Origin of the sequence: Halomonas sp. AOP22-C1-8 (assembly GCF_052378905.1) — a bacterium.
In the GTDB taxonomy this organism is placed as follows: Bacteria; Pseudomonadota; Gammaproteobacteria; order Pseudomonadales; family Halomonadaceae; genus Vreelandella; species Vreelandella citrativorans.
On record NZ_JBQSYD010000013.1, the window covers coordinates 28,758 to 54,915 of the forward strand.

At 58.9% G+C, this 26,158-nt stretch carries 29 protein-coding genes and 1 tRNA gene; 22 read left to right on the plus strand and 8 right to left on the minus strand.

Annotated features, from left to right (window positions below):
- Window positions 1–15 precede the first annotated feature (15 nt).
- The 3 genes from ACT3TY_RS08885 to ACT3TY_RS08895 are packed head-to-tail and all read right to left on the minus strand — an operon-like array spanning window position 16 to window position 2,371.
- Window positions 16–1,383, minus strand: a complete 1,368-nt coding sequence (locus tag ACT3TY_RS08885) for a sensor histidine kinase (protein ID WP_441678175.1) — start codon at window positions 1,381–1,383, stop codon at window positions 16–18.
- The gene (locus tag ACT3TY_RS08890; protein ID WP_441678173.1) at window positions 1,380–2,054 is read right to left on the minus strand and encodes a response regulator transcription factor; all 675 of its coding nucleotides are present in this window, start codon (window positions 2,052–2,054) and stop codon (window positions 1,380–1,382) included. The genes ACT3TY_RS08885 and ACT3TY_RS08890 overlap by 4 nt, the downstream gene beginning before the upstream one ends.
- The gene (locus ACT3TY_RS08895; RefSeq protein ID WP_441678238.1) at window positions 2,051–2,371 is read right to left on the minus strand and encodes a PepSY domain-containing protein; all 321 of its coding nucleotides are present in this window, start codon (window positions 2,369–2,371) and stop codon (window positions 2,051–2,053) included. Before ACT3TY_RS08895 ends, ACT3TY_RS08890 begins: the two co-directional genes overlap by 4 nt.
- A gap of 228 nt (window positions 2,372–2,599) precedes the next feature.
- Here ACT3TY_RS08895 and ACT3TY_RS08900 point away from each other — a divergent pair, with 228 nt between their 5' ends.
- Window positions 2,600–3,076 carry a PepSY domain-containing protein gene (locus ACT3TY_RS08900; RefSeq protein ID WP_172117634.1) on the plus strand — a complete coding sequence of 159 codons (477 nt, stop codon included), beginning with the start codon at window positions 2,600–2,602 and terminating at the stop codon, window positions 3,074–3,076.
- Between the two features lie 132 nt (window positions 3,077–3,208).
- Window positions 3,209–4,204, plus strand: a complete 996-nt coding sequence (locus ACT3TY_RS08905) for a DUF1853 family protein (protein WP_444627950.1) — start codon at window positions 3,209–3,211, stop codon at window positions 4,202–4,204.
- Window positions 4,205–4,293: 89 nt separating this feature from the next.
- Here the strand turns inward: ACT3TY_RS08905 and proB are convergent, their stop codons facing one another.
- The 4 genes from proB to rplU form a co-directional block, all read right to left on the minus strand.
- Window positions 4,294–5,433, minus strand: coding sequence for a glutamate 5-kinase (proB, locus tag ACT3TY_RS08910; protein WP_444627951.1), 1,140 nt, complete (start codon window positions 5,431–5,433; stop codon window positions 4,294–4,296).
- A gap of 125 nt (window positions 5,434–5,558) precedes the next feature.
- A complete protein-coding gene (cgtA, locus tag ACT3TY_RS08915) occupies window positions 5,559–6,752 on the minus strand; it encodes an Obg family GTPase CgtA (RefSeq protein WP_444627952.1) in 1,194 nt (397 codons plus the stop codon).
- 140 nt (window positions 6,753–6,892) lie between these two features.
- A complete protein-coding gene (gene rpmA / locus ACT3TY_RS08920; RefSeq protein ID WP_018917617.1) occupies window positions 6,893–7,150 on the minus strand; it encodes a 50S ribosomal protein L27 in 258 nt (85 codons plus the stop codon).
- Window positions 7,151–7,181: 31 nt separating this feature from the next.
- Window positions 7,182–7,493, minus strand: coding sequence for a 50S ribosomal protein L21 (rplU, locus tag ACT3TY_RS08925; RefSeq protein ID WP_087108812.1), 312 nt, complete (start codon window positions 7,491–7,493; stop codon window positions 7,182–7,184).
- A 307-nt stretch (window positions 7,494–7,800) separates the two neighbouring features.
- On the opposite strand from rplU, the gene ispB reads away from it, so the two are divergent.
- Complete coding sequence (gene ispB / locus ACT3TY_RS08930; protein ID WP_444627953.1) at window positions 7,801–8,805, plus strand: octaprenyl diphosphate synthase; 1,005 nt, start codon at window positions 7,801–7,803, stop codon at window positions 8,803–8,805.
- Window positions 8,806–8,891: 86 nt separating this feature from the next.
- Window positions 8,892–8,968 (plus strand) — tRNA-Pro (locus ACT3TY_RS08935).
- A gap of 72 nt (window positions 8,969–9,040) precedes the next feature.
- Here the strand turns inward: ACT3TY_RS08935 and ACT3TY_RS08940 are convergent.
- A complete protein-coding gene (locus tag ACT3TY_RS08940) occupies window positions 9,041–9,709 on the minus strand; it encodes a hypothetical protein (RefSeq protein WP_444627954.1) in 669 nt (222 codons plus the stop codon).
- A 233-nt stretch (window positions 9,710–9,942) separates the two neighbouring features.
- Here ACT3TY_RS08940 and ACT3TY_RS08945 point away from each other — a divergent pair, with 233 nt between their 5' ends.
- The 18 genes from ACT3TY_RS08945 to ACT3TY_RS09030 are packed head-to-tail and all read left to right on the plus strand — an operon-like array spanning window position 9,943 to window position 26,149.
- On the plus strand, window positions 9,943–10,611 hold the full coding sequence (locus ACT3TY_RS08945) for a beta-ketoacyl synthase chain length factor (protein WP_444627955.1): 669 nt from the start codon (window positions 9,943–9,945) through the stop codon (window positions 10,609–10,611).
- A complete protein-coding gene (locus tag ACT3TY_RS08950; RefSeq protein WP_193056544.1) occupies window positions 10,608–11,402 on the plus strand; it encodes a lysophospholipid acyltransferase family protein in 795 nt (264 codons plus the stop codon). The genes ACT3TY_RS08945 and ACT3TY_RS08950 overlap by 4 nt, the downstream gene beginning before the upstream one ends.
- The gene (locus tag ACT3TY_RS08955) at window positions 11,368–11,643 is read left to right on the plus strand and encodes a phosphopantetheine-binding protein (RefSeq protein ID WP_172117640.1); all 276 of its coding nucleotides are present in this window, start codon (window positions 11,368–11,370) and stop codon (window positions 11,641–11,643) included. The genes ACT3TY_RS08950 and ACT3TY_RS08955 overlap by 35 nt, the downstream gene beginning before the upstream one ends.
- Window positions 11,633–11,899, plus strand: a complete 267-nt coding sequence (locus tag ACT3TY_RS08960) for an acyl carrier protein (RefSeq protein WP_319022683.1) — start codon at window positions 11,633–11,635, stop codon at window positions 11,897–11,899. The genes ACT3TY_RS08955 and ACT3TY_RS08960 overlap by 11 nt, the downstream gene beginning before the upstream one ends.
- Before the next feature lie 2 nt (window positions 11,900–11,901).
- On the plus strand, window positions 11,902–12,426 hold the full coding sequence (locus ACT3TY_RS08965) for a hypothetical protein (protein ID WP_226930563.1): 525 nt from the start codon (window positions 11,902–11,904) through the stop codon (window positions 12,424–12,426).
- A complete protein-coding gene (locus tag ACT3TY_RS08970) occupies window positions 12,423–14,120 on the plus strand; it encodes an AMP-binding protein (RefSeq protein WP_193084789.1) in 1,698 nt (565 codons plus the stop codon). Before ACT3TY_RS08965 ends, ACT3TY_RS08970 begins: the two co-directional genes overlap by 4 nt.
- Complete coding sequence (locus ACT3TY_RS08975; protein ID WP_444627956.1) at window positions 14,113–14,868, plus strand: glycosyltransferase family 2 protein; 756 nt, start codon at window positions 14,113–14,115, stop codon at window positions 14,866–14,868. Before ACT3TY_RS08970 ends, ACT3TY_RS08975 begins: the two co-directional genes overlap by 8 nt.
- Window positions 14,865–15,806, plus strand: a complete 942-nt coding sequence (locus ACT3TY_RS08980; protein ID WP_444627957.1) for an LpxL/LpxP family acyltransferase — start codon at window positions 14,865–14,867, stop codon at window positions 15,804–15,806. Before ACT3TY_RS08975 ends, ACT3TY_RS08980 begins: the two co-directional genes overlap by 4 nt.
- The gene (locus ACT3TY_RS08985; protein ID WP_444627958.1) at window positions 15,790–17,361 is read left to right on the plus strand and encodes an HAL/PAL/TAL family ammonia-lyase; all 1,572 of its coding nucleotides are present in this window, start codon (window positions 15,790–15,792) and stop codon (window positions 17,359–17,361) included. The genes ACT3TY_RS08980 and ACT3TY_RS08985 overlap by 17 nt, the downstream gene beginning before the upstream one ends.
- Complete coding sequence (locus ACT3TY_RS08990; protein WP_193056550.1) at window positions 17,351–17,791, plus strand: acyl-CoA thioesterase; 441 nt, start codon at window positions 17,351–17,353, stop codon at window positions 17,789–17,791. Before ACT3TY_RS08985 ends, ACT3TY_RS08990 begins: the two co-directional genes overlap by 11 nt.
- The gene (locus tag ACT3TY_RS08995; protein WP_444627959.1) at window positions 17,788–18,357 is read left to right on the plus strand and encodes a LolA-related protein; all 570 of its coding nucleotides are present in this window, start codon (window positions 17,788–17,790) and stop codon (window positions 18,355–18,357) included. Before ACT3TY_RS08990 ends, ACT3TY_RS08995 begins: the two co-directional genes overlap by 4 nt.
- The gene (locus ACT3TY_RS09000) at window positions 18,354–20,651 is read left to right on the plus strand and encodes an MMPL family transporter (protein ID WP_444627960.1); all 2,298 of its coding nucleotides are present in this window, start codon (window positions 18,354–18,356) and stop codon (window positions 20,649–20,651) included. The genes ACT3TY_RS08995 and ACT3TY_RS09000 overlap by 4 nt, the downstream gene beginning before the upstream one ends.
- Window positions 20,651–21,937, plus strand: coding sequence for an NAD(P)/FAD-dependent oxidoreductase (locus ACT3TY_RS09005; protein ID WP_444627961.1), 1,287 nt, complete (start codon window positions 20,651–20,653; stop codon window positions 21,935–21,937). Before ACT3TY_RS09000 ends, ACT3TY_RS09005 begins: the two co-directional genes overlap by 1 nt.
- Window positions 21,934–22,503 (plus strand): DUF3261 domain-containing protein, encoded by a 570-nt coding sequence (locus ACT3TY_RS09010; RefSeq protein ID WP_444627962.1) that lies wholly within the window; start codon window positions 21,934–21,936, stop codon window positions 22,501–22,503. Before ACT3TY_RS09005 ends, ACT3TY_RS09010 begins: the two co-directional genes overlap by 4 nt.
- Window positions 22,500–23,681: a beta-ketoacyl-ACP synthase gene (locus ACT3TY_RS09015; RefSeq protein ID WP_444627963.1), complete on the plus strand. Its 1,182-nt coding sequence runs from the start codon at window positions 22,500–22,502 to the stop codon at window positions 23,679–23,681. Before ACT3TY_RS09010 ends, ACT3TY_RS09015 begins: the two co-directional genes overlap by 4 nt.
- Entirely contained in the window at window positions 23,674–24,168 is a 495-nt protein-coding gene (locus ACT3TY_RS09020) for an ApeP family dehydratase (RefSeq protein ID WP_193084796.1), read from the plus strand. Before ACT3TY_RS09015 ends, ACT3TY_RS09020 begins: the two co-directional genes overlap by 8 nt.
- On the plus strand, window positions 24,165–24,890 hold the full coding sequence (fabG, locus tag ACT3TY_RS09025) for a 3-oxoacyl-ACP reductase FabG (RefSeq protein WP_193056557.1): 726 nt from the start codon (window positions 24,165–24,167) through the stop codon (window positions 24,888–24,890). Before ACT3TY_RS09020 ends, fabG begins: the two co-directional genes overlap by 4 nt.
- Complete coding sequence (locus tag ACT3TY_RS09030) at window positions 24,890–26,149, plus strand: beta-ketoacyl-ACP synthase (protein ID WP_444627964.1); 1,260 nt, start codon at window positions 24,890–24,892, stop codon at window positions 26,147–26,149. Before fabG ends, ACT3TY_RS09030 begins: the two co-directional genes overlap by 1 nt.
- Window positions 26,150–26,158 lie beyond the last annotated feature (9 nt).

The window sequence follows — 26,158 nt, forward strand, 5'->3', positions numbered from 1 at the left end:
TGCATTTGTTCTCCCTTAGCCATGCGCCACCACCGGCAGTTCAACAGTGACCTCAAGCCCCCCAGCCTCTGCGCGCTGAAGGCGCATTTGGCCATGATAGAGCGTGACCAGGTCCGCTACGATGGCAAGACCCAAGCCACTTTGGGAGCGCTGTTCATCCAATCGCTTGCCGCGCTCAAGTGCCTCCTGGCTCTCTTGCTGTGTCATCCCTGGGCCATCATCACTGATGCTCAACCAAAGTGTCTGGTCGACAACCCACACCCTAAACGTCACTTCATGGTTTGCCCAGCGCAGCGCATTATCCAGTACGTTGCCGATAAGCTCCTGAATATCTTGGGCATCCAAGTGCACACGCGGGTGATTTTCCCAGATTTGATGCAGGGTAAGCGTGCGACGCTGAGCCAGCCGACCCAGCCCGCTGAGCAGTGGCGATAGCGTATCGTGCAGCGAAATCGGCGCAAAGCGGCCACCGTCACCTGCGGCAGAGGCCCGTGCCAGGTGATGGCGAACGGCACTGTCCATTCGGGTTAACTCGGCTTCCCAGGCGGCGCGATGCGCGTCTGGCAGCTGGTGGACCAGCAAGCGCATAACGCTTAAGGGGGTTTTCAGGGCATGGGCCAAATTACCTGCTGTATGACGGCCACGCTCAATCAAGCGCTGGTCGCGGGCCAGTACGGCGTTCATGGAAGCCGCAAGCGTAGCAAGCTCATTAGGCAGGTCTGTTGTCATCGCTGCTGCGCGCCCTTGCTCAACGTCTTTTAAGTTGGCCTGCATACGCCGCAGCGGCGCAAGCCCCCAGCGCACCTGTAGGCCCAGCACGCCTAACAGCAATACTCCAAGACTGACCAGGCCCAGCCAGAGCAAGCGCTGGAACTCGCGTATATCGGACTTCAGCTCATCATCGCGGGCCGCTACGCTAATATGCAAAGGGGCTTCTAAAGGGGCCAGGTAAATATCTCGCTCGACGATACGCAGTGATTGCCCACGTGGGCCGGGCAACGAGCGCGCGCTCACCTCTTCATTATCGGTGACCGGCAGGCGTTGATCCCACAGCGAGCGCGAGGTGATCGTGTGCGTTTGTTGATCGGTAATTTGCCAGTACCAGCCCGAGAAGACCTGGTCAAAAAGTGGGTCCCCAAGAGCGCGGTCATAGCGCAACTGCTCACTTAGCGGGTCAACGGAAACGCCCGCAATAATCACGTTCAGCGTTGCTTCAAGGCGTTCATCAAACGACTCGGTCGCCGCGTTTCGGTAATGATGCGAGAGCAGCATTCCAGCGATCGGCAAGGCCACTCCGATCATGACTAAAACGGCCAGCAGCAAGCGAAGGCTAATCGAGCGGCCTGCCCAGCGCGTTCGCCAAGTGGGCGTTACCTTGCTCATTCGCCGCCGGGCACTTCGGCCAAGAGCCGGTAACCCTGCCCACGCAGGGTGGCAAACCGCCAGGCCCCCAGCTTGCGACGTAGTCGGCTGATCTGCACATCAATCACGTTTGAGTCGGGCTCATGGTCGCGGTCGTAAACGTGTTCAGAAAGCTCGCTTCGACTGACAACCCGAGGCGCGGCGTGCATCAGGTAGCCAAGCAAGCGTGTCTCTTGGGCAGTCAAACTTACCGGGCGGCCTGCCAAGGCAACGTGCTGGGTATGGGTATCGAGACTAAGCTCGCCCACTTTGAGTACCGGATGAGCATGGCCGTGGGTACGCCGCACCAGTGCCCGTAGCCGAAACAACACCTCACCCGGCTCGAAAGGCTTGGTAACGTAGTCATCGGCACCTGCGGTAAAGCCCGCCGCTTTATCGGCCCAACGCTCTCGAGCGGTCAGAATCAGCACAGGCAGATCAATGCCGTCTTCACGCCAGGCAGCCAGCCAACGCGTGCCGTCGCCGTCGGGCAAACCTACATCAAGTATTACCGTATCGTAGGTTTCGGTACGTACCAGAAAGTCGGCCTCCTGGCCATTGTCGGCATGCTCAACGACCCAGTCACCGTCACGCAGCGCTTGGCTCAGCTCGCGGGCAATCGCCTGATCATCCTCTACCAGCAAACACTTCATGGCGTCATACCTTGTGGGCGGCGCATCTCATTGATACGCACACCCTCTATTTTCATTAACTGACCATTGTGACCATCAAATTCAAACTCAACCACTTGACCTTGTGGGCCCAGCAGCTTGATTTCATACTCTACCAGACCCTGCTCGCGCTCTACCTCCACTTCCAGCACGTCTCCCAGATAGTTCGCTTCCAGCCAGTCTAAAATGGTTTCCAAGGGCACCACCTCCCCACGGCGCACTTCACTGTGCAGTGTTTCCCAGTGCTGGTCACCTACAGCGCTGCCTATCAATATGGCAACCAGCAGCGCCCCACCCATCCACTTGGCAGAGGAGAGGAAGCAGTAAAAGAGTCGGTGCGTGAATCGATGGCGGAGTGACTTCATTAGACTAGAATGCCAGAAGCAACATGAACGCTAGATGAATGGATTGTTCAGCTTGGGGAAATAACCGCAGTGCTATAAATCCTCTGTCGCATTCGCTGAGTGATCTGTATCAGACCACATTCATCAGGCAATGCCATTCATTAAGCAAAGAAGGAATTTGATATGAACGTCATGCAAAAAATGCTGTTAATCCCCGCCTCTGCTCTGCTACTTACCGCCGCCGCAGGCAGCGCTCAAGCAGACGCGCTGTCCATGGATCGGGTTGACGAGGTGCTGGTACCTGCCGTCGATTATGGATTCACCCATTATGAAGAGATCAGCATTAAAAGCCGTGGACGCGCCGAGGTAGAAGGCTGGCTGGATGATGAGTGGTACGCCGACGTTGAATTTTCTCTGGATAACGGCGAAACCCTAAAAGAAGAGCGTAAACGCTTAATTACCGGTGCGTGGGGAATGAGCGAAGAGGACGTACGCCAGGCGCTGGAAGTGGCACGAAAAGAGGGTATGAGCGAGTTTGAGGATATCGACATTGATAAGGGCGGCATTATTGATATCGAAGGCCGGGATGAGAATGGCCGCGAGCTGGAAATAAGCCTGCGTCAAGGCTCTTACGAGATTACTGAAATTGACCGTGATTAATAGCTGCTAGCGGTAGCACCCTATCACTGGCTAAGTGTTACCACACGGTGCGGGCCCTACGGGGCCCGCTGGTGTTTTTACCACTACCTAGCGACAGTGATGCCAAGGGGAGAACATCGTGGAACTGATAACGTGGAAGTAAGAAGGCATCGTGCTGAGAAAAGCGAAGAGATGATAGCGCCGGGGGTGTCTCAAATAGCGCATGATTTGGCGTGGTTGATAACAGCGCCCGACCTGGTCACGCTCCCGCCGCCCATGCCAAACGGTGGCCGCCCGACGTGCCAGGAGTTGGGGCTGGCCACAGGCACTGCTGACTGGCTACAGCAAATAACGCCGCTACTCGCAGGCGTTAACCGCCAACAGACAGGCCGCATGGGGCACTACCACGAGCGGCTGTGGCATCTCCTGCTGGATAACGCGCCTAACACGCGGCTACTCGCCAAAAATGTGCGCATCTTTAAAAAGCGCACGACGCTTGGTGAGCTGGATATGCTTTACCGCACCCGCGACAACCCGGCGCCCGTGCATCTGGAAGTGGCGATCAAGTTTTATTTGGGGCTGCCTGAAGGCCCCGGCCCGGCCGACAGCCCAAGCCGCTGGATCGGTCCTGGTGGGCTGGATAGCCTGGCGCTAAAATGTGCTCATTTATGCCAGCACCAGCTGCCGCGCTCCATAACGCCCGGGGCATTGGCCACGCTGGCTCACTGGCTAACACCCCGCGACATCGCCACCTGCTCATCCACGGTAGGAGAGCTTCTTACTCATCGCCTCGCCATGCCGGGCGTCTTGTTTTACCCGTGGCATACGGCGCTGCCTTCCCCCCAGCACGCCACATTGGACCATCACCGCGGCAGGTGGTGTTTTTTGCGTGACTGGCCTGCGCTGCGCGATAGCCTGGATGCGTCGTTACGCATAGTCTGGTTACGGAAACCGCACTGGCTAGCACCGCCCAGAGCGGAAGACTTTCAACCAATGGCCGCCGTGATGCCTGGCATTGAGCGGCTCATCGCACAATACGGACCCCAGCAAATAATGCTCTACCTGCCCCACCAGCAACGCATTGAGCGGGTATTTATTGTGCCCAACGACTGGCCCCGCCAAGTGCCCATCGCCCCCAAGGCAAAGTAGCGAACACATAAAAAAGCCGCTTACTGATCACAGCAAACGGCGTTTTGATGATGTTCTATTTCAACCAATACCCGGGCAAAAACCAAGCGCTAGATCACGACCAGGTTATCGCGGTGAATCAGTTCATGGGCTTCTACGTAGCCCAAAATAGCCTCAATTTGGTGACTCGGCTGCCCCGCCAACTGACGCGCTTCATCCACGCCGTAATTGACCAGCCCTTTGGCAACCGGCGTGCCCTGCTCATCGACACACACCACCATATCGCCCCGCTTGAACGTGCCTTTTACACCCCGCACCCCTACCGGCAACAGGCTGGAGCCTTTTTCGCGCAGGACTTTTACCGCCCCAGCATCCAGCATCAGCGTGCCACGCACTTGCAGTTGCCCCGCTAGCCAGCGCTTACGCGCCGCCATCGGTGCCTGCTCCGGATGCAGTAGCGTTCCCAACGCTTCACCACTCATAAGCCGGGTAATGACACCTGGCTGGCGACCACTGGCAATCACTGTAACGGCGCCTGAACGCGCGGCAAGCTTGGCAGCACGTACCTTGGTACTCATGCCACCCCGCCCCAGCGCCCCGCCGCTGCCCGCCACCGCTGCCAAGCGCGGGTCATCTGCGCGCCCTTCGGCGATCATCTGGGCATTGGGGTTATGGCGTGGGTCGGCATCGAACAGGCCTTCCTGGTCGGTCAGCAGCAGTAACGCGTCCGCTTCCAGCAGGTTGGCTACCAACGCGCCCAGCGTATCGTTATCGCCAAAGCGTATTTCGTCGGTCACCACCGTATCGTTTTCGTTGATGACCGGCACCACGCGCATCTCCACCAGCGTGCGCAGGGCCGATAACGCATTGAGGTAGCGTTTGCGGTTGGAAAGGTCGTCATGAGTAAGCAGAATTTGCGCAGTGAGCATTTCGTGGCGAGCAAAATGTTGCTCATAGCACTGGGTAAGGCCGTTCTGGCCCACGGCGGCGGCGGCCTGCAGCTCATGCACCGCACTCGGGCGTGCTTGCCAGCCTAATCGCACCATGCCTGCTGCCACGGCGCCGGAGGAGACCAGCACCACTTCAACACCCTGTTGATGAAGCTCGGCAACCTGGTCAACCCAGCCGCCAATAGCGGCTTCATCCAGGCCACGGCCGTCGTTGGTCAGCAGTGCGCTACCGATTTTCACTACCACGCGGCGCGCACAGCTTAGCGCTTCGCGGCCCATCCCCTGCTCATGACTCTCCATCCGTCTCTACCTTATCAGGCACATTGTTAACGCTATTCAGCAATGATATTTAGCGATGGTATTCGACAACAATATTCAACGTCGGCCATTACTGGCAGGCTGAGCAAGCCTGCCGGTTTCGGCCGTTAAGGTGCGTACTCAACCTCAACGTCGTAATCATCGTCATCGAAGTCATCGTCGTCGGCTTCTTCAGCAGGCCGCTTGCGGCGACGCCCCAGACGCTCTTCGATACGAGCGACCGACTCATCTTCCATGCGGCGGCGCATCTCCTGCTCGCGGGCCAGCGCCTCTTCGTCTTCGTTCTCAAGGCGACGCTGCTCGGTCAGCCAGCGGTACGCGGCCTGAACCAGCTTGTCCGTGCCTTCATTGCTAATCGCCGAGATACGGAACACCGGGCCTTCCCAGCCAAGCGCATCAATGACCGCCTGGGCGCGCTCTTCGCGCTCCTCTTCCGGTAGCAGATCAAACTTGTTCAACACCAGCCAGCGCGGGCGCTCGGAAAGCGCCGGAGAGAACTGACCAAGCTCATGCACAATCGCTTGAGCGGCTTCCACCGGGTCAGACTCATCAAAGGGCGCTATATCGACCACATGAAACAGCAGCCGCGTGCGGGTCAGGTGCTTAAGAAAGCGCTGCCCCAGGCCCGCACCATCAGAGGCACCTTCGATCAACCCCGGCACGTCCGCCATCACAAAGTGCTCGTGCATCCCTAGCTTCACCACCCCCAGGTTAGGCACCAGCGTGGTAAACGGGTAGTTGGCGACTTTAGGTTTGGCCGCCGATACCGAGCGAATCAGGGTGGATTTGCCAGCATTGGGCATGCCCAACAGGCCAACATCCGCCATCACCTTCATTTCCAGACGCAAATTGCGACGGTCACCTTCGGTACCTGGCGTGGTGCGCCGCGGTGCACGGTTAGTGGACGACTTGAAGTGGATGTTACCCAAACCACGTCGACCACCTTCCGCGACCAGTACCACTTGGCCAATTTCGGTAATATCCGCGATGACTTCCAGCGTATCAACGTCCACAACGGTGGTGCCTACCGGCACCTTAACGTGCAGATCTTCACCGGCTTTACCGCTCATCTGGCGGCCCATGCCGCCCTGGCCGTTCTCAGCCTTGTAAAAACGCTGAAACTTGAAGTCGACCAGCGTATTGAGCGCATCGTCACCAATCAGGTAAACGCTGCCTCCGTGCCCACCGTCACCACCATCGGGGCCACCCTTGGGCACATATTTTTCGCGGCGAAAGCTCAGACAGCCATTGCCGCCATTTCCCGCCTCAACAATAATCGAGGCTTCATCGACGAACTGCATAGTTTCTCCCGGCCGCTTCCGCCGCCCTATATGCAACGCTCCTGCCTCCATTCATTGGGCAAGAGGGTTTAAACAGACAAAAAAGCCCCGCCATAGCGGGGCTTTTTTTCATTAACTACGCTCTACGCAACCAGAGTTGCTTATTCAGAAACGATGCTAACGAATTTGCGGTTTTTCGGGCCTTTGGTCTCAAACTTCACAAAGCCTTCGTTCAGTGCGAACAAAGTGTGATCACGACCCAGACCAACGCCAGTACCCGCGTGGAAACGCGTGCCGCGCTGACGAACGATGATGCTACCTGCGTTCGCTGCTTGGCCACCGAAAAGCTTAACACCGAGGCGTTTGGATTCGGAATCGCGACCGTTACGCGTGGAGCCGGCTGCCTTTTTATGTGCCATTGCAAAATTCTCCTTTCAGGGAATGAACCGCTTACGCGGAAATTCCGGTAATTTTGACTTCAGTGAACCACTGACGGTGGCCCTGACGCTTCATGCTGTGCTTACGGCGACGGAATTTAATGATCGTCACCTTGTCACCGCGGCCGTGGGAAACGATTTCAGCGGAAACCTTGGCGCCACTCAACAGCGGGGCACCAATGTTTACGTCGTCGCCGTCTGCAACCAGCAGCACTTCATCAAACTCAATCGTTTCGCCGGTAGCGACTTCGATTTTCTCGAGCTTAAGGGTCTGACCTTCTTGAACGCGGTACTGCTTGCCACCGCTTTTGATAATTGCGTACATGTCGCTCTCCGGACTTGTCGGTAATGCCGTTATGCGTTGCATAACCAGCGCTCATCGCCTGACGCTCTTATTGACCTGCTGCGAGTGGCGCCCCTTTTGGAGCCATCTGACAGGGAGCATGATGAGTGGGTCGCGGATTATAACGACAATCGCCTTCTACCACAAGACGACAGGCCGTTGTCAATTGATGATTATTGTCGCACGTCGAATGGATGCCCTGCACGCGCCTTGACGCTTTCCCGGTAGCCCCATAGCATGACCTCAATTCAGGGGCGTCCCCCTCCACCTGCCGCGATGAACGGAACCCATGACCGCCAACGTCTCCCCAACCCCGACTGCCAGCCCTACGCCCTCACCGCTGCACGCCGTGGTGGCAGATGACTTTGAAGCCGTCAACCGGACGATTGTTGAGCAGCTCACCTCGAAAGTCCCGCTCGTCGAGACCATTAGCCAATACATTATTGAAAGCGGCGGCAAGCGTTTGCGGCCCATGCTGGTACTGCTGGCAGCCCGTTCACTGGGCTACCAGGGCGACAAGCACATTACCCTGGCCACGCTGATTGAGTTCATGCACACATCCACACTTCTGCACGACGATGTGGTGGATGAGTCTCACATGCGCCGCGGCAAAAAAACCGCCAACGACGCCTGGGGCAATGCGCCTTCGGTACTGGTCGGCGACTTTCTCTACTCGCGCTCATTTCAGCTCATGGTCGATGTTGGGTCGATGCAGATCATGGCGATTCTCTCCAGCGCCACCTGCACCATCGCCGAAGGCGAAGTGCTACAACTGACCAACATTGGCAACCCTAGCGTCTCTGAAGCGGACTACTTTGAAACCATTCAAGGTAAAACCGCCATGCTGTTTGAAGCTGCCAGCCACAGCGGTGCCGTACTTGCTGATGCCACACCAGAGCAAGCCCAGGCGCTACAGTTATATGGCCGTTACCTGGGCCTTGCCTTCCAGTTGATTGATGACCTGTTGGATTACCAGGGCGATGCCGACGCCATGGGTAAAAATGTCGGCGATGACCTGGCCGAAGGCAAGCCCACCCTGCCGCTGATTCACGCCATGGAGCAGGGCACGCCTGAGCAGGCCAAGCTAATTCGCCAGGTGATCCGCAAAGGCGGCCTTGAGCAGTTGGATGACGTACTCGCCATTGTTCACGCTACGGGCGCGCTTGAGTACACCCGTAAACGCGCCAATGAAATGGCCGATAAGGCACTGGCGCAATTAGAGTTACTTTCACCCAGCCCATATCGCGATAGCATGGCGCAACTCGCCCGCTTGGCCGTTGACAGGCAAGCATAAATTCGCACAACAGGGGTGCTGATGCTTGATAAAAAGCGTCCCTTTGTGTAAGATACGCCCCGTTGTTGAGCACCGCTCACAACCTTCGGAATATAGCTCAGCTTGGTAGAGCGCTGCCTTCGGGAGGCAGAGGTCGTAGGTTCGAATCCTGCTATTCCGACCAAGAACATATACAAAAACGGCCACTTAGCTTTTAAAGCAAGTGGCCGTTTTTTTAATCTACACTTCCGCTAGCCTATTCTTCGAGCAGGTCAGGCGCGATGCTGACAACCTCGTTTCTATAGTCACTCAGTGCATTTTCAATGATTTCAATCCAAGCGCTTTCCGTTGCGACTTGTCGCCGCTGAAGGGTATGAACAGAGACATTTTCTTGTGCTTCGCTAGACCGAAGCTCCAAGACAGTTGCGATGCGGGTATTCAAAGTGATGGCCCAGAACCCTGGGTTGAACCATGCCCAAAACTCATCGATGTAAACATCGATTATGGGAGTATCTGCGACGACGCCAGTTGAATGAGTGAGGACATTATAACCAGACTCACGCAAGGCGAGCGTCAAGCTGCTACGCACGACTTCATCAACGGTCTGTCCATTCTCTAACAGAACGTCCCCCAACGCTTTACCGTAACCGTTCCTTTTTCGCCCAACCGCTCTTGCCTTGGTCTCATCAGAAGCTTTGCTTACCCCTCCTTTTCCAAGCGAAGGAGTACTCGGCTCTCTTGGCGCCTCCTCAAAAACCCTGCGATCTATCACCTCGCCTATTATTACTTCTTGCCCTGCACTAATATATTGACTCGTATTTTCTTCTGGCAGTGTCAGCGCTATTTCGCTGCGGCTAGTAGCACACCCTGACAGCAACGCCAGACAAAAAACCGCCACTACCCCTGAATATATGTTAAGTCTCAATGCCTTATCCCCTTTGATTAGTTTTTATCTAATAAAGTTATTTACTAGGAGTTAAAGCTTCCTCCCTGGAGGGGGCTATGTCAACTTAGACAAAACCAGCATTATTACCTAAAGCCTTGAACGATCTGCCTATTGAGACCACCTCACCGTTTCGCATCATTTGAGCCGCATTCCTTTTCCATACCCTATAATTAAGTTAAAGTAGCCGCCTTTTTTGAGCAGGCTGCTAAGTGGTGTCCTTTTCTCTATTTATCGAAGACTGGCGGGGCTGGCTTCCTGAAGAGGCAATGGCAACCGTTAAGCCAAATCGTCTTATTTCGGCCCAGTTGAGTAGCGAACTGCCTGCTATGCTGCGGCGACGGCTTGATGATACGGGCCGCGCCACTTGCGATATTCTGCGAGAACTCGACCCACAGGCTAACGCCCCCTTGGTGCATGCTTCACGGCATGGCGATACGACGCATACGCTCGCGATGCTGGAGAGCCTGCAGCGGGGCGACCCGATCTCCCCTACCCGCTTCTCAATGTCAGTGCATAACGCTATTCTGGGCGTTCACTCTATTGCGCAATCGCATCACCGTCCCTTGCAGGCGTTAGGCGCTTGTGGTGATGAGTTTGATGCGCTTCTTCACGAGTCGTATGGGTATTTACAAGCGGGCTACCCCACCGTAGTTGCCGCATTTTCAGAAAGCTGTCTTCCTGCGGCCTATCAGGGCGAAACACAGCACCCAGGCACAGCCTGTGTTATTGGCATGCGCTTAACTCTGCAACGAGGTCGCGCCATCACGGCATCTACATCAGCCCACAGCGCTTCTCCGACACCGGTCAATGTGCTGCAGTGGCTTAGTGGGGAGACCGCTTTCCTAAACGGTCGACAGCGCTGGCATCTGGAGCAGGAATGAGTATCAACCAACTGTATCGCGGCTTGGGTACGGCTATTTCCTTCACCGTCTTCGGGATCGGTGGCCTTTTCATTGGCTTGGTGATTGCGCCACTGTTGAATCTCTGCGTGCGTAATACTGAGCGGCGCCGCTACCTGGCGCGCCGCCTTATCCGCGTCTGCTTTCTCGGATTCATCAATTTGATGAAAGGCCTTGGCGTGCTTGATTACCGCGTTGACAACCCTGAGCGCCTCAAACGCCCTGGATTGCTTGTGATTGCCAATCACCCCTCGCTCATCGACGTTATTTTTTTAATCGCTTACACGTCTCATGCCAACTGCATTGTAAAGGGTCGGCTGACCCGCAATTTTATTACCCGCGGCCCTATTCGTGCTGCGGGCTATATCACCAACGATGACCCCGAGTCAGTGCTGGAGGCTGCCCGTCAGAGCCTGCAACGAGGTGACTCACTGATTCTATTTCCTGAAGGCACCCGCACTAGCCCGAAACGCCCGATCAAATTTCGTCGCGGGGGAGCAAATATCGCCCTACGCACCGGTACAGCGCTCACCCCTGTCCTGATACGCTGCACGCCGACCACACTGACAAAACACGAACCCTGGTACCACATCCCCGCTACCAGGGTTTTAATGGAGCTTAGCGTGCTTGACGACCTGCACGTTGATTCCGCTAGCCAACAACCAACCGGCCAGCTCGCTAGACAACTAACTCAATGGCTGAGCGACCACTTCAACAGAGAACTGGAACACTTCCATCATGATAGAAACCTGCAATCAGGCGCTGGAACTTGAACTCAAGCGTCTCATCATTGACGCGCTAGAGCTTGAAGATATTACGCCTGCCGATATTGACCCAAGCGCTCCCCTGTTTGGCGAAGGGCTAGGACTTGACTCTATCGATGCGCTTGAACTCGGGCTGGCACTGCAAAAGCAGTACGGTATCAAGCTTGATTCCGAGGCCGATGAGACGCGTCGCCATTTCGAAAGCCTCGCGGCGCTGCAAGCACTCGTGGAGGCCCGCCGTGTCAATTGAAACCGCTGATCACCAGCGCGAAGAAATACTCGCCCATATTCGCAAGACACTGGTTGATCTGTTTGACCTCAATGCCAGCGAAATAGAGCCCGACGCCCGCCTCTATGAGGACCTGGATATCGATAGCATCGACGCGGTGGACCTTGTCGTCGAGCTAAAGCAATTCACTGGACGACGCATCAAGCCTGAGGATTTCAAATCAGTGCGCACGATCAGCGATGTTGTCACTGCCGTCGAACACTTGATGCAGCAGTAACCATGTCCAAATACGCAAGCATGGCGTGCGCGTTGATGTGGCCACTACTGGTACTGCTTTTGCATGATGACGTTGGCAGCTGGCCGTTACTGGTCATCGGTGCGGCACTACTCGCCTGGAGAATGCCTCAAGCGCGCTATCTGGCAGCCGCTGCGGCGGTTCTGCTGGTCGCCCTGGGCGGGCTGGGGCACGCGGAACTCGGCATGCGCGCATACCCCGTGGCCGTAAACGCGGTCATGCTGGCTATTTTTCTCTCTAGCCTGTGGCGAGGAGTGCCGGTCATCGAACGTTTGGCGCGCCTGCGCGAGCCCGAGCTGCCCGCCGCCGGCATACGCTATACCCGAAATGTCACTTGGGCATGGTGTGGCTTTTTCATACTCAACGGTGCCATCGCAAGCTGGACAGCGCTGTACGCAAGCTTGGCAACATGGACACTGTACAACGGTGCCATCAGCTATGGCCTAATCGCCGTCATGTTTACCGGTGAATGGTTAATACGTCATCAGCTGCGGAGCCGCCTGACATGACCTTTATCTCGCTTACTCAGTTACCCTGGCGTAGATCCGCTCCCCGTCATGAGTCACTTCCCAGCCACTGGGTGTGTGGCGCTTCGCTTACGGCGCATATTGATGCATGGCACCACTGGCTGGCGGACAAACCCGCCGGCCGTTGGCTGCTGTGCCAGCAGCAACCGCTAGCGTTCTGCGCCGCACTGATCGCCTTATGGGAAAGCGGCCGGGTCGCCGTGCTACCCGCCGATGATCGCCCCGAAACGCTCTCCCGGCTGGCAAGCGAAGTCGATGGCACCCTGCCCGATATGCCTGAGCCGCGGCTCCCGCAGGGCGCTGAAACACGCCCCCGCACGGCATTTCTGGACCCGAGCGCTACCGCCGTTGTGCTATCCACCTCAGGCTCCACCGGCAACCCCGTTCAGTTAGCCAAGCGTTTTGATCAATTGGAGGCAGAGTTATCAGCCCACGCCAGGCTTTGGCCACTGGTAGACAGCGGGGTTATTTCCCAGGTCAGCCACCAGCATATTTACGGGCTGCTCACCGGCATACTGCACCCCTTATGTGCGGGCGCGCCGTTCTGCGGTGGTGAAAGCCGTTATCCCGAAGCGCTAATGGCCCGTTTGCAGGAAGCCGATACAGCAGGCCTGCACCCGGTCGTGGTCAGCTCCCCTGCGCAGCTGTCGCGCTTGCCTGAACACCTGCCCTGGCACGCCGCTACGCCGCCTGCCCGCGTGTTCTCATCGGGTGCACCCTTGGCGCTGGCACATGCTCAGCTTGCTGAACGCCTGTTACAGGCGCCGGTCATCGAGATTTATGGCAGTACCGAAACGGGCGGCATTGCCCAGCGTCGCCAAACACGCCGTTCCAGCTGGCAGCCGCTGCCCGGCGTGGAGTTATCGTTTCAAAACGGTAGCCTGAGTTTGCGGTCGCCGTTTCTGGAGACGCCTCAACAGTGGTGGCATCAGCCTGACCAGGCGGCGCCGGCAGATGACGGCTTCACGCTGCTGGGCCGAGCGGATCGCCTGGTCAAGATTGGCGGCAAGCGCATCTCGCTCGACCATGTCGAGCGCATTCTTACGGCAGTGGAAGCGGTCAGCGAGGTACGCTGTGTCGACCTTGACCGCGCCGACAGCCGCTTGGGCGCCGTGATCGTGCTGGACAAACCATCGATTCCGCACCAGCGTGATGCTCGGCAGCATTTGATCCAGCGTATGCGCGAAAACCTTTCCGACCACCTGGAGCCTATTGCCGTGCCCCGCTATTGGCGCTTTGTTGAAACGCTGCCAAGCAATGCCCAGGGAAAGCTGGACCGCACACTGATCAACCGCCTGTTTGCCGACCTGGACGACCCGAAAGTGCCGCGCTGGCTGGGAGAGCACCCTCTTGATGCCAATAGTCGCCTGCTCACCTTGGAAGTTCCGGAGCGGCTGGTGTTTCTGGAAGGCCACTTTGATCAATACCCGCTGGTTCCGGGCGTGGTGATGGTGCAGTGGGCCATCCATTATGCCCACGATATCTTTGGCCACAGAGGCCTGTTTCTGGGTATCGAGCGCTTGAAGTTTACGCGCGCACTACTGCCTGGCACTCGTTTCACCCTACAGCTGACCCGCCGCGAGGATGGCATCGCGTTTAGCATTGACTCCCAGGAAGGGCGCCACTGCACCGGGCAGGTTCGCCTGCAAACGCCCAAGGGAGATCAGCATGGCTGAGCCAAGGCCCTGTATCCTTATCCCTGTGTATAACCATCCAGCGACAATCACCCCGCTATGCGAGGAACTAACAGCGCTGGAGATACCGCTGCTGCTGGTCGATGACGGCAGTGATCAACAGTGTGCCGCCGTTTTGGATCGCTTGGCTGAACAGGGCCATCACCTGCTGCGCCTTGAGACTAACCAGGGTAAGGGGGCGGCTGTACGTGCCGGATTACGCTACGCCGAGCAGTTGGGGTTCAGCCATGCACTTCAGGTCGATGCCGACGGCCAGCACGGGGTCGATGATCTGCCCGCGTTTCTCGCCACGCTAACGGTAGCCCAGCACACGCTGGTAGTGGGTTATCCTCGATATGACGCTAGCGTGCCCCGAGTGCGCTTCTATGGCCGCTACGCCACCCATATCTGGGTGTGGATAAATACCTTATCGCTGGATATTCGCGACTCGATGTGCGGTGTCAGGCTCTACCCGGTGGCACCGCTCAACCGAATGCTGGCCCGCCACCCCTGTGGCAATCGCATGACCTTCGATACCGAAGTGCTGGTGCGCTGGCACTGGGAACAAGGCGCCATGCTGCACCGCCCGGTACGTGTGCACTACCCCCGCGACGGTATCAGCCATTTTGCCGTATGGCGCGATAACCGGCAGATATCGCTGATGCATACGCGCCTGTTTTTCGGCATGTTGTGGCGCCTGCCACGCTTGCTCGCCCGGCGCTTTCAGCCACACCGCGAGGCGAGCCCATGAACTACCACTGGGCGCGGATCGGCGAACGCGGCACGCTGCTGGGGATGACCCTGATGGTGGCTATACAGCGGCGCCTGGGCCGCTGGCCTTTTCGGCTGGCACTATGGCCAGTCATGCTCTGGTATTTTCTCGTCCACACCACGGCCCGGCGCGCTTCCCAGGCTTTTCTGCAACGCCTTGACCCCACACTCAAGCAGCAGCCTGTCGCCCGTTGGTGGCACAGCTATCGCCACTTTCTGGCCTTTGGCGAAACGCTGATGGACAAGGTCGAAGCGTGGAGCGGCCATATTGCCGACGAACGTCTGGTGGGTAGCGGGGTCGAGCGCTTCACTCAAGCGATCGCTGACGGTCAGGGCGGATTGATCCTTGTCGCCCACCACGGCAATCTTGACGTAGTGAATGCGCTGACCGAACGCCATACCAATCTCGACCTGACGGTGATGATGCACACCCGCAATGCACGCAAGTTCAATGCTCTGCTTGAACGCGTCACGGGCAAGCCGCGCCCACAGATTCTCGAAGTCAGCGAAGTTACCCCAGCCACTGCTCAGACGCTGGCTGAGCGTATTAACGCCGGTGGCTATGTGGTCATCGCCGCCGACCGCCTTCCCCTGTCAGGAGAGCGAACCCAGTCGTTTGATTTTCTCGGCGACCAGGCAAGCTTCCCGGAAGGCCCTTTCCGCCTGGCCACCTTGCTGCGTTGCCCCCTCTATACGCTGGCCTGCGTACGCGATGATGACCATTTCAGGATCGACTTTGAGCTTCTTGGCGACACCCGGGACCTGCCTCGTCGTCAGCGTGAAACGTGGATTACCGATACCATGCAGGCGCATGCCGACCACCTGGCCGAACGCGTTCGGCGGCACCCGCTGCAATGGTTCAATTTTTATCCCTTCTGGATAAATGATACTGGATACCTTCATGACAATACTGCGTGACCCGACGGCGGGGCCTCTTACTAGCGCACCGCTCATTCTGGATGGATCGATGGTCAGCCTTGAAGACGTGCTGGCTGTTGCCGAAGGTCGCCGTCGCGTCATTCTGTCGACGGCACCCGATTTTCGTAAACGTATTGCCAAAGGCAATGCCTTTCTTGAGCGCCTGCTTGAGGAAGAGGGCGTCGTCTACGGCGTTACCACCGGTTATGGTGACTCCTGCACCCGCGAAGTCTCCGCCTCCGACCTGGAGCAACTGCCCCGCCAGCTGTACACCTTTCATGGCTGCGGGCTGGGCGAGGCGCTAACGGTTGAGGCCGCGCGGGCGGTGATCATGGTACGCCTTGTCTCGCTTTGTCGTGGCGTATCCGGCGTCAGCGTCGAGCTGCTTGAGCGCTTGGCATGGTTGCTTGAACACGACGTAATACCGGTGATTCCTGAAGAAGGCTCTGTCGGGGCCAGCGGGGATCTCACGCCGCTATCTTACCTGGCCGCCGTCTTGTGCGGTGAGCGGGACGTATTTCATAACGGCCAGCGGCGGCCTACGGCGGAGGTGTTTACCGAGCACGGGCTGACCCCCTATCGCCTGAAGCCCAAGGAAGGCCTGGCGCTGATGAACGGCACCGCGGTGATGACAGCGCTGAGCGTGTTCGCCTTCGCCCGCACCACTTATCTGGCGCGGCTGACCACCCGCATCACAGCGCTCTCCGTGCATGCGCTGAACGGCAACCCCTACCACTTTGATGCCGAGCTTTTCGCCGCCAAACCGCATCCGGGGCAGAATAAAGTCGCCGAACGCCTGCGCGAGGATCTCCACGCGCCCGATACGCCGCGCAACTCATCGCGCCTTCAGGATCGCTACTCGACGCGCTGCGCCCCGCACGTGATCGGCGTAGTGGAAGATGCCCTGCCCTGGTGGCGCCAGTTTCTCGAAAACGAACTCAACAGTGCCAACGACAATCCATTGATCGACGCCGAACAAGGCAAGGTCATGCACGGCGGCCACTTTTACGGCGGCCATGTCGCCTTCGCCATGGATAGCCTCAAGCAGGCCTGCGCCAACCTCGCGGATTTGCTCGACCGCCAACTGGCGCTGCTGGTGGATGCTCGTTTTAATCATGGTTTGCCCAGCAACTTAAGCGGTGCCGCCCCCGAGCGAGCCAGCCTTAACCATGGCTACAAGGCCGTGCAGATCGGTGCATCCGCATGGACTGCCGAGGCGCTGAAGCTGACCATGCCCGCCAGCGTTTTCTCGCGCTCCACCGAATGCCACAATCAGGACAAGGTCAGCATGGGCACGATTGCCGCCCGCGATGCGCTGCGTGTGCTCACCCTGGTAGAACAGGTCGCGGCCGCCACGCTGCATGCGGCCTGTCAGGGTGTTGAGCTACGCAGCCAGATAGGCGATGCGCCACCGCTGCCCGGCCGTCTGGCTGAATTTCTGACCGACTGCCGCCAGATCTTTCCGGCACTTGGCGAAGACCGCGCCCTGGAACACGAACTCCGCACCCTGTGTGACGTGATTCGCCAACGCCACTGGAGCCTATATGACGCTTGATGATGGCAAACTGCCCCGCTACGAGACCGAGCTGACGATACCGTTTCACGATATCGACATGATGCAGGTGGCTTGGCACGGCCACTATGTGCGCTACCTGGAAATTGCCCGCTGCACGCTGCTCGATGCGCTCGATTACAACTATCCCCAAATGCAGGCCTCAGGATTTGCCTGGCCGGTGATCGATTTACGCCTGCGCTACGCGGCACCGGTGCTATTCGCCCAGCGAATCGCAATCGAAGCGCGCCTGAGCGAGTGGGAGAACCGCCTCAAGATCGACTACACCATTCGCGATGCACACACCCGCAAACGCCTGACGCGCGCCTGGAGCGTACAGGTGGCCGTCGGAATTGAAGACCGCGAAATGCGCCTGGAATCGCCCCCCGTTTTGCGGGAACGTCTGCTCGCCTGGCAGGAGGCCAATCAATGATGCGCGCTATTCACCAAGCGGCTTTTTTTGTCTTTACCCTTCTAGCCATCAGCGCCAGCGCTGCCGCTTGGGTGGCTCCCGACGCTGACGACCTCGCCGCACGCTTGGCCGACAATGCACCGCAGTGCGGGCGATTCGAGCAAACACGCTGGCTAGCCGATCTCGACAGTCAGTTGGAAAGCCGTGGAACCTTTGAACATCAAGACGCAGGGCTTGTCTGGCAAACGACCTCCCCCATTAATGACCGCGTGGTGATGAGCGCGGACAACGACGAGCTACCGATGGGTTTTCAGGCGGTCGCACCGGTGCTTGGTGGCCTGCTTTCAGGTGACTGGCAGGCGTTGGAGAGATACTTCGCCATCGAACTCAGCGGCACCCAGGAAGAGTGGCAGGCCAAGCTGACGCCCAGTGAAGCGAACATCGCCCAACGGCTTGACCAGTTACTGGTTCACGGCAACCAGCAGGTAGAGCGTGTCGAGATCATGTTCACCAATGATGACCGCCTTGAGCTTACCTTGAGCGGTGCGGCTTGCGAGCGTCTTGAAGACGATAAGCATACATCGTGAGTGCAGCAACGCGTCCCGGCCGCCTGGAGCGTCTGGCAGCTATCGGCTGGGCGGGGCTGCTGCTGGGCTGCGCCTTGCTCTTGGCGAGCCTGCTGAGCAGGGGCGCAGCACTGGATACGCGCATTACCACGCTGTTGCCGGACACCCGGCAGGGAGCGCTGCTCGAACACGCCGAACAGCGCCTAACGCAGGCCTTCGAGGACCGCTTCGTGCTGCTGTTGCGGGACGAATCGCCGACTCAGCTGGTTGCGGATCTCAAGACCCGTCTTAAACAATCGGCTAGCGTCACAGCCTTCGACGATGACCTTCTGCACACCCCCGACAGCGACTTATCAGCGTACCGTTATCGGCTGCTATCGCCCTCGTTGGCCGCTGCCGATAACGACGCTTGGGTGCAACGAGGCCTGCGCCAGCTGTTCACGCCGGGAAGTAGCGCTGACCCACGCCAGGACCCCTTTGGCCTGCTGGATGCCTGGCAGGACCAACGCCTGGCGGGCCCCATTCGCCTGATCGACGGCCTGCCTGCCGTCAGGGATGAGAGCGGTAACTGGTTCATCATCAGCGGTCAACTCACGGCCAGCCCCTATGATATGGCCATGCAGCAACGCCTTGTCACAGCGCTGGCGGAGTTTAGCGATGCTCATCCAGAAGCCGAGCTGTTGCGAAGCGGGCTGGTGTTTCACGCCGCCGCCGGTGCCGAGCAGGCCAAGCGCGAAACCTTGACCATCGGCATTGGCTCGCTGCTGGGTATCACCTTGCTACTCTGGATCACCTTTCGGCGCGGTTCGATACTGGCCAGCCTGTTGCTACCGGTGGCGTGTGGCATTCTGTTTGCACTGCCCTTGACCTGGCTACTTTTTGGTACGCTCAACCTGCTGACGCTGGCTTTTGGCGCTAGCTTGATCGGCATTGCGATAGATTACGCCCTGCATTTTCAATGTGCTCGCCAGTTGGCGCCCGAACAGCCGCTGGCCAGGCTTTGGCCGGGGCTATTACTCGGCCTGATATCCAGCCTGGTCGCCTATCTTGTCCAGCTTGCCACGCCGCTGCCGGGGCTGCGCCAGATGGCCACGTTCGTGGCACTGGGGCTAATTGGCGCCTGGCTAACGGTGCGGCTTTGGCTGCCGTGGTTCACCCCACGCCCTCATGCCGCCACCACGCGTATTGCCACTCAGTTGAACCGTCTACGTTTACCGCCTCACGCGCCCAGGTATTGGGGGCTACTCGCTCTACTTGGGGTTCTCGCAGTCGTCATGATCGCCACGCGGCTGTCCGCTGACGATGATCTTCGCCAGCTCAACCCGTCACCTGCCGAGCTGATTACCGAGCAGCAACGCGTGCAGATACTGCTGGATAGCCCAACCGCCAGCCGCTACCTGCTTGTCACCGCCGAGCAGGAAGACGAACTATTGGAACGCCTTGAAGCTCTGGACGCGGACCTTGCCGATTTAGAGGCACAAGGGCACTTGACCCACTACCGCCACCTGGCCCAAGCGGTGCCCTCTCCAGCGACGCAAGACGCCAACCTTGAGCGCGTACGTCAGGCCTACCGTAACGCCCTGCCCGAGCTGATCGCCCAGGCAGGCCTTCCTTCGACCTTGCTGGAAACCGCGCAGCGCTCGCTTGAAAGCGTGCCGCTGCTGACGATCACTGCGTGGCTCAACACCCCCGCGGGGCAAGCCGATGCCATGCTCTGGCTAAGCACAACCGCCGATGTCGAGCGTACAGACATGGCGGCGCTGATAACGCTGGGCGATGCCGACAGTACTGCTCAGCAAGCATTTACTCACCTTGCTGCACCGGAATACGTGCTCTACCAGGACCGCGTGGCAACGTTATCCAGCCATCTGTCGCAGCTCCGCGACCAGATCGCCCTGTGCCTGGCCATCGCCGTGGCGGGGCTTGCGGTGATATTTGGCGTTCGCTATCGCAGGCGGGCCTGGCGCGTATTATTGCCCCCGCTGGGCGCACTGCTGTCAACCATCGCGCTGTTGAGCGCCTTTAATATCGGATTGACGCTTTTCCACCTGCTGGGATTGCTGCTGGTACTGGGTATCGGTCTCGACGCGGGTATATTCAGCACGGAGCACCCCAACAGCCCAGCTGCCTGGCTGGCCATTAGCCTGTCGTGTGCCTCAAGCCTGTTGGCCTTTGGCCTACTGGCGTTCAGTGCCACCCCGGCGCTTCACTACCTGGGGCTCACTTGCCTCATTGGCCTTGCATCAGCTTGGGCGCTTGTACCGTTTGCCAGGGCAGGCACTTGGTCTTTATCTTCTCGACAGGACACTCCCTGATGGCTATAGAAACAACGCAACACATGAACATCCAGGATACCACCGATGTCGCCATCATCGGCGCCGGGCCTTCCGGCGCGGCAGCGGCGGCCTGGCTTGCCCAGCGGGGTCTGGACGTGCGGGTGATTGAGCGCAGCCGCTTTCCGCGCTTTTCCATCGGCGAAAGTTTGCTGCCACAGTGCATGGTCCACCTTGAAGCCTGTGGCCTGCTGGATGCCGCCAAGGCAGGCGGATTTCAAACCAAGAACGGGGCGGCCTTCACTTGGCGGGACCGCTATGCGGCCATCGACTTTCGCGACAAGTTCACGCCAGGCCCAGGCACCACGTGGCAGATCGAACGCGCTGACTTCGACCAGCGCTTAATCGAAGGCGCGCGCCAGCTGGGCGCCCAGGTTGAGTTTGATACCCGCGTTGAAGCCTTTGTCGCCGACCCCGAACGCCCCAGCCTTACGTTGGTCGATGCCAACGGTGAGCAGCGCTCGTTACACGCACGCTTTGTGCTCGACGCCAGTGGTTATGGTCGCGTCCTGGCGCGCCTCACCGGCCTTGCCCGCCCCTCGACGCTTGAATCACGCTGCGCGCTGTTTACCCATATTGACGATCACATTGATTGTTCGCGTTACGACCGCGAGAAGATCCTGATCGGTTTGCACCCTGAGCATCCCGGCATCTGGTACTGGCTGATTCCCTTCACGAATGGGCGGGCATCGGTTGGCGTAGTAGGTGACCGGGCAACACTGGAAGCTGCAGGTATCAATGATGAGGAGCGCCTCTGGCACTTCATACGTGCCGAACCGAGGCTCGCCGAACTACTGGCCAATGCGAACGCCATTCGCGCGGTTAGCCGCTTAGAGGGTTATTCAGCAGATGTCGAGCAACTGCACGGCCCCGGTTTTGCCCTGCTGGGTAACGCGGGCGAATTTCTTGATCCGGTTTTCTCTTCAGGGGTCACCATTGCCCTGGATTCAGCCCTGCGTGCCGCCCCCCTGGTCGAGCGCCAGCTCGCCGGTGAGCACGTCGATTGGAATAGCCAGTTTGAACAGCCCCTACGACGCGGCGTTGCCACCTTCCGTGAATTCGTGGAGGCCTGGTACGATAGCCGCCTACCGCGCATCATCTTCAATGACCAACAGATACCACGCATACGCACCATGATCAGCTCAGTGCTCGCCGGCTACGCCTGGGATGAAGAAAACCCGTTCGTTGCCGCCAGCCGTCGGCGGTTAGACAGTCTGGCAGAGGCCTGTACCGATATGCACTGCGATACCGCAGGGAAGGAAAAATGACCATCACGTTGTTTCGCTTCGCATGTCAGGCAGGACTGCTCAGCGCCCTGCTTCTGCTGTTCGGCTGTGCCGGGCGGCCGGTGGCGACCGTACCCAGCCTCTCGACACTACCGGCGATGGAAACGCAGCGGCAGCGCCTGACGTTTGAACATAATAGCCAGCACCATGAGATGATTGGCGTTCTGCGCCACGACGACAAGACGTTGCGCCTGGTCATACTAAGCCCTCAAGGCCAGCGCCTGCTGACTCTGATACACGACGATAGCGGCAGCCGCTTTCTACAGGATGCCGCCTTTGAGCCGCCCTTTACCGCTGAGTGGCTGGCCAGCCGTTTGAGCTGGAACCTGTGGCCCGCACCGGCTATTGAACAAGCCTTTGGGTCCAGCGCCTGGTCAATCCAGGAGGATGAGACGGGCCGCACGATGCGCTACCGGCAGCGTATCGTGGCACGGATCAGCGGTGACTCGGCATGCACGTTAATTGACGACGTTGAGGCAGGTTACCGCTTGTATATCATGCCCCTTAGTGACACCGACCAGACAACCGCCCCATGCTTAACCCCTTGATAGCGTCTCAGACGCCTCCTTGTCGCCTCCTGCCACCGGCCCTGGTCTGTTCGATCGGTGATGACCTGGCAACCATTGCCGACGCCCTGTTTACTGGCCGTCGTGGGCTTGAGTATGACGACGTGTTTACCCCCGGGCGGCCTTTACCGTTAGGCCGAGTCACAACCTCCCTGCCCGATGCCCAGGCACTGCCGCCAGCACACCGTTCGCGCAATAACCAGCTGCTGGCCGCCGCCCTGGAGCAGTTGGCACCGACGCTTGAGGCTTTTCGCAAGCGGCACCCGCAGGCGCGTATCGGCGTGGTGCTCGGCACCAGTACCTCCGGCATCGGCGAAACCGAAACGGCGCTGGCTGAGCGTCAGCGCGAAGGCCACTGGCCCGACGACTTTCATTACCAGCGCCATGAAATTGGCTCACCAGCCCGCTTTGTTGCCGAGTGGCTCGGCCTGGACGGACCAACCTACACGCTCTCTACCGCCTGTACGTCGAGTGCGCGCGCCCTGGCAAGCGCCAAACGCCTGCTGGCGAGCGGTATGTGCGATGCGGTCATCGCCGGTGGGGCTGACAGTCTTTGTGGGTTAACCGTCAACGGGTTTGCCTCGCTTGAGGCGCTTAGCGACCGTCCTTCTCAGCCCTTCTCAGCCGAGCGCGACGGTATCAACCTTGGAGAAGCCGCCGCACTGTTTCTGGTAACGGCAGAAACCGGCGGCATTCAGCTCAGTGGTTATGGTGAAAGCAGCGACGCTTACCATATTTCCGCCCCTCGGCCAGATGGCCAGGGGGCCATTCAAGCGATGCAAGCCGCGCTTGCCATGGCGCAGCTGCCCGCCACGGCCATTGATTATCTCAACCTGCACGGCACCGCCACGCGCCAGAACGACAGCATGGAAGCCAAGGCAGTCGCAACGCTTTTCGGCAATACGCTACCGTGCAGTTCAACGAAGGCCCTGACCGGGCATACGCTAGGCGCCTGCGGCGCGCTCGAAGCGGCGTTCTGCTGGCTGACGCTCAATGAGGGACGCCTGCCGCCCCAGGTTCACGATAGTGACGTCGACCCAGAACTTCCGTTACTGAATTACGCCAAGGCGACGACTCATCACGGCCGTCGCGCGATCAGCAATGCCTTCGCGTTTGGGGGTAATAACATCGCCTTGTTGCTGGAACGTTTCAATGAATGATTCACTTATCCCCGCACGGCTTGACCTGCCCTGCGATATCGCGCCGTACGTGCCGCACCGCCTGGGCATGTGCCTTCTGGATACGCTACTGGCCGTGGGTGACGAACACCTACATGCCCGCGTCGTACCCCAGCCCGACGACCTGTTTGCCACACCAGACGGCATTCCCGGCTGGGTCGGGTTAGAGTGGCTTGCCCAGGCCGTTGCCGCGTGGGCGGGTGTGCAGTCCGTGACGTCAGGCGATACGCCGAAAATTGGCTTTCTACTCGGCACGCGCCGTTATCAGTGCCAACAGCCGTTTTTTCACTTCGACCAGCCGATACGCATCGAAGTGGAACTCGATTTTCGGGCAGATAATGGCCTGGGCGCGTTTCAGGGGCGCTTGCTAGATGCTCAGCAACAGCTGATCGCTAACGCCACACTCAACGTGTTCCAGCCCGATACGCAACAGGCGCTGGAAATGATGCAACAAGGAAAAACTCAATGACGAATACCATCCTGGTTACCGGTTCAAGCCGCGGTATCGGCCAAGCCATCGCCTTACGCCTGGCGCGGGATGGCTTCGATATCGTCGTACATTGCCGTCAGCGTCAGGCAGAGGCAAAAGCCGTCGCAAACCAGATTCGTGATATGGGCCGCAACGCCCGCGTGCTGTGCTTTGATGTTGCCGACAGGGCCGCGGCGCAGCAGGCGCTGGACGCCGATATCGAAGCGCATGGCGCCTACTACGGTGTTGTTTGCAATGCGGGCATTACCGCCGACGCCGCCTTCCCCGCGCTCTCTGATGAGGATTGGGACAGCGTGATCCACACCAATCTCGACGGTTTCTATAACGTTGTGAAGCCCCTCGTCATGCCGATGATTCGCCGCCGGGCGCCCGGCCGCATCGTCGTGATGTCCTCGGTTTCAGGCATGATGGGCAACCGTGGTCAGGTCAACTATAGCGCTGCCAAGGCCGGGCTGATCGGTGCCATGAAAGCCTTGGCCGTGGAACTGGCGAAACGCCGCATTACGGTCAACTGCGTTGCCCCAGGCTTGATCGACACCGACATGACCGACGACCTGGTTACCGAGGAAGCGCTTAAGTTAATTCCCATGCAACGCACCGGTACCAGCGAAGAAGTCGCAGCCACGGTGGGCTTTTTATGTTCAGCCGATGCTGGCTATATCACTCGGCAAGTATTCGCCGTCAACGGAGGGATGTGCTGATGGCAAGTAATGTACAACGCCAGGACGGGCTGGGGCGCCGTGTGGTAGTGACCGGCATGGCCGGTTTCTCGCCGATCGGCAACGACTGGCCAAGCATCAAGGCTCGCCTTGAGCGTTTGCAAAACGGCGTTATCCACATGGATGACTGGGAAAGTTATGACGGCCTCAATACGCGCCTTGGGGCGCCCGTGCGCGACGTTACCTTGCCTGCGCATTATCATCGCCGGGCGCTGCGCAGCATGGGCCGCGGCGCGCAGATGGCCACGCGTGCCAGTGAGCTGGCGCTGGAAGATGCAGGCCTGCTGGATACGCCGCTCTTAGGCAGTGGCCAGATGGGGATCGCGTACGGCGCCTCCGCTGGGGAGCCCGACGCCATTGCCGACTTTGGCAACATGTTGATCAATAAGTCGACCGATGGCCTGAACGCCAACTCCTATATTCGCATGATGGCCCACACCGCACCGGTCAATATCGGCGTTTTTCTCGGGGTGCGCGGGCGGATCTATACCACCTCAAGTGCCTGCACGTCTGGCAGCCAAGGCATCGGCTATGCTTACGAAGCCATCCGTTTCGGACGCCAGACCGCCATGATTGCCGGTGGTTGCGAGGAGCTTTCGGCTTCCGAGGCGGCCGTCTTCGATACGCTGTTTGCGACCAGTACGCGCAATGACGCGCCGCACACCTCGCCGCGCCCCTTTGACGCCGAGCGCGACGGTCTGGTGATCGGAGAAGGGGCAGGCACGCTGATCCTTGAGGAACTGGAGTACGCCCAAGCACGGGGAGCCACCATTCACGCAGAGCTTGTGGGCTTTGGTACCAACAGCGATGGCCGCCACGTTACCCAGCCGGATGCCAGCATGATGGAGCAAGCGATTCGCCAGGCACTGGAGGATGCAAATTTGCAGCCCGAGCAGATTGGTTATGTCAGCGCCCACGGCACGGCCACCGAGCGGGGCGATATTGCCGAGAGTCATGCGACACACGCGGTGTTCGGCTCAAACCTGCCCATTAGCGCTTTTAAAAGCTTCACCGGCCACACGCTAGGCGCCTGCGGTGCGCTGGAAGCCTGGGTCGCCATCAAGATGATGCAGGAAGGCTGGTTCCACGGCACCGCCAATCTTGACCGCCTTGATGATGCCTGTGCAGAACTCGACTACCTGAACGGCCCAGGACGGAACATTGACTGTGACTATGTCATGAGCAATAACTTCGCTTTTGGAGGCATCAACACCTCGTTGATCTTCCGCCGCTGGCCCTGATATCGCTTA

What these genes read in the sequence shown, in the direction of transcription:
- rplU (WP_087108812.1), bottom strand. Translation starts at nt 7,493, where the DNA reads ATGTACGCAATTATCAAAAGCGGTGGCAAGCAGTACCGCGTTCAAGAA.
- proB (WP_444627951.1), bottom strand. Translation starts at nt 5,433, where the DNA reads ATGGAGAGTCATGAGCAGGGGATGGGCCGCGAAGCGCTAAGCTGTGCG.
- ACT3TY_RS08995 (WP_444627959.1), top strand. Translation starts at nt 17,788, where the DNA reads ATGATGCGCGCTATTCACCAAGCGGCTTTTTTTGTCTTTACCCTTCTA.
- ACT3TY_RS08890 (WP_441678173.1), bottom strand. Translation starts at nt 2,054, where the DNA reads ATGAAGTGTTTGCTGGTAGAGGATGATCAGGCGATTGCCCGCGAGCTG.
- ACT3TY_RS08965 (WP_226930563.1), top strand. Translation starts at nt 11,902, where the DNA reads ATGTCCAAATACGCAAGCATGGCGTGCGCGTTGATGTGGCCACTACTG.
- cgtA (WP_444627952.1), bottom strand. Translation starts at nt 6,752, where the DNA reads ATGCAGTTCGTCGATGAAGCCTCGATTATTGTTGAGGCGGGAAATGGC.
- ACT3TY_RS08895 (WP_441678238.1), bottom strand. Translation starts at nt 2,371, where the DNA reads ATGGGTGGGGCGCTGCTGGTTGCCATATTGATAGGCAGCGCTGTAGGT.
- ACT3TY_RS08900 (WP_172117634.1), top strand. Translation starts at nt 2,600, where the DNA reads ATGAACGTCATGCAAAAAATGCTGTTAATCCCCGCCTCTGCTCTGCTA.
- ACT3TY_RS08970 (WP_193084789.1), top strand. Translation starts at nt 12,423, where the DNA reads ATGACCTTTATCTCGCTTACTCAGTTACCCTGGCGTAGATCCGCTCCC.
- rpmA (WP_018917617.1), bottom strand. Translation starts at nt 7,150, where the DNA reads ATGGCACATAAAAAGGCAGCCGGCTCCACGCGTAACGGTCGCGATTCC.
- fabG (WP_193056557.1), top strand. Translation starts at nt 24,165, where the DNA reads ATGACGAATACCATCCTGGTTACCGGTTCAAGCCGCGGTATCGGCCAA.
- ACT3TY_RS08950 (WP_193056544.1), top strand. Translation starts at nt 10,608, where the DNA reads ATGAGTATCAACCAACTGTATCGCGGCTTGGGTACGGCTATTTCCTTC.
- ACT3TY_RS08955 (WP_172117640.1), top strand. Translation starts at nt 11,368, where the DNA reads ATGATAGAAACCTGCAATCAGGCGCTGGAACTTGAACTCAAGCGTCTC.
- ACT3TY_RS09005 (WP_444627961.1), top strand. Translation starts at nt 20,651, where the DNA reads ATGGCTATAGAAACAACGCAACACATGAACATCCAGGATACCACCGAT.
- ACT3TY_RS08980 (WP_444627957.1), top strand. Translation starts at nt 14,865, where the DNA reads ATGAACTACCACTGGGCGCGGATCGGCGAACGCGGCACGCTGCTGGGG.
- ACT3TY_RS08885 (WP_441678175.1), bottom strand. Translation starts at nt 1,383, where the DNA reads ATGAGCAAGGTAACGCCCACTTGGCGAACGCGCTGGGCAGGCCGCTCG.
- ispB (WP_444627953.1), top strand. Translation starts at nt 7,801, where the DNA reads ATGACCGCCAACGTCTCCCCAACCCCGACTGCCAGCCCTACGCCCTCA.
- ACT3TY_RS09020 (WP_193084796.1), top strand. Translation starts at nt 23,674, where the DNA reads ATGAATGATTCACTTATCCCCGCACGGCTTGACCTGCCCTGCGATATC.
- ACT3TY_RS08975 (WP_444627956.1), top strand. Translation starts at nt 14,113, where the DNA reads ATGGCTGAGCCAAGGCCCTGTATCCTTATCCCTGTGTATAACCATCCA.
- ACT3TY_RS09030 (WP_444627964.1), top strand. Translation starts at nt 24,890, where the DNA reads ATGGCAAGTAATGTACAACGCCAGGACGGGCTGGGGCGCCGTGTGGTA.
- ACT3TY_RS09010 (WP_444627962.1), top strand. Translation starts at nt 21,934, where the DNA reads ATGACCATCACGTTGTTTCGCTTCGCATGTCAGGCAGGACTGCTCAGC.
- ACT3TY_RS08985 (WP_444627958.1), top strand. Translation starts at nt 15,790, where the DNA reads ATGACAATACTGCGTGACCCGACGGCGGGGCCTCTTACTAGCGCACCG.
- ACT3TY_RS08990 (WP_193056550.1), top strand. Translation starts at nt 17,351, where the DNA reads ATGACGCTTGATGATGGCAAACTGCCCCGCTACGAGACCGAGCTGACG.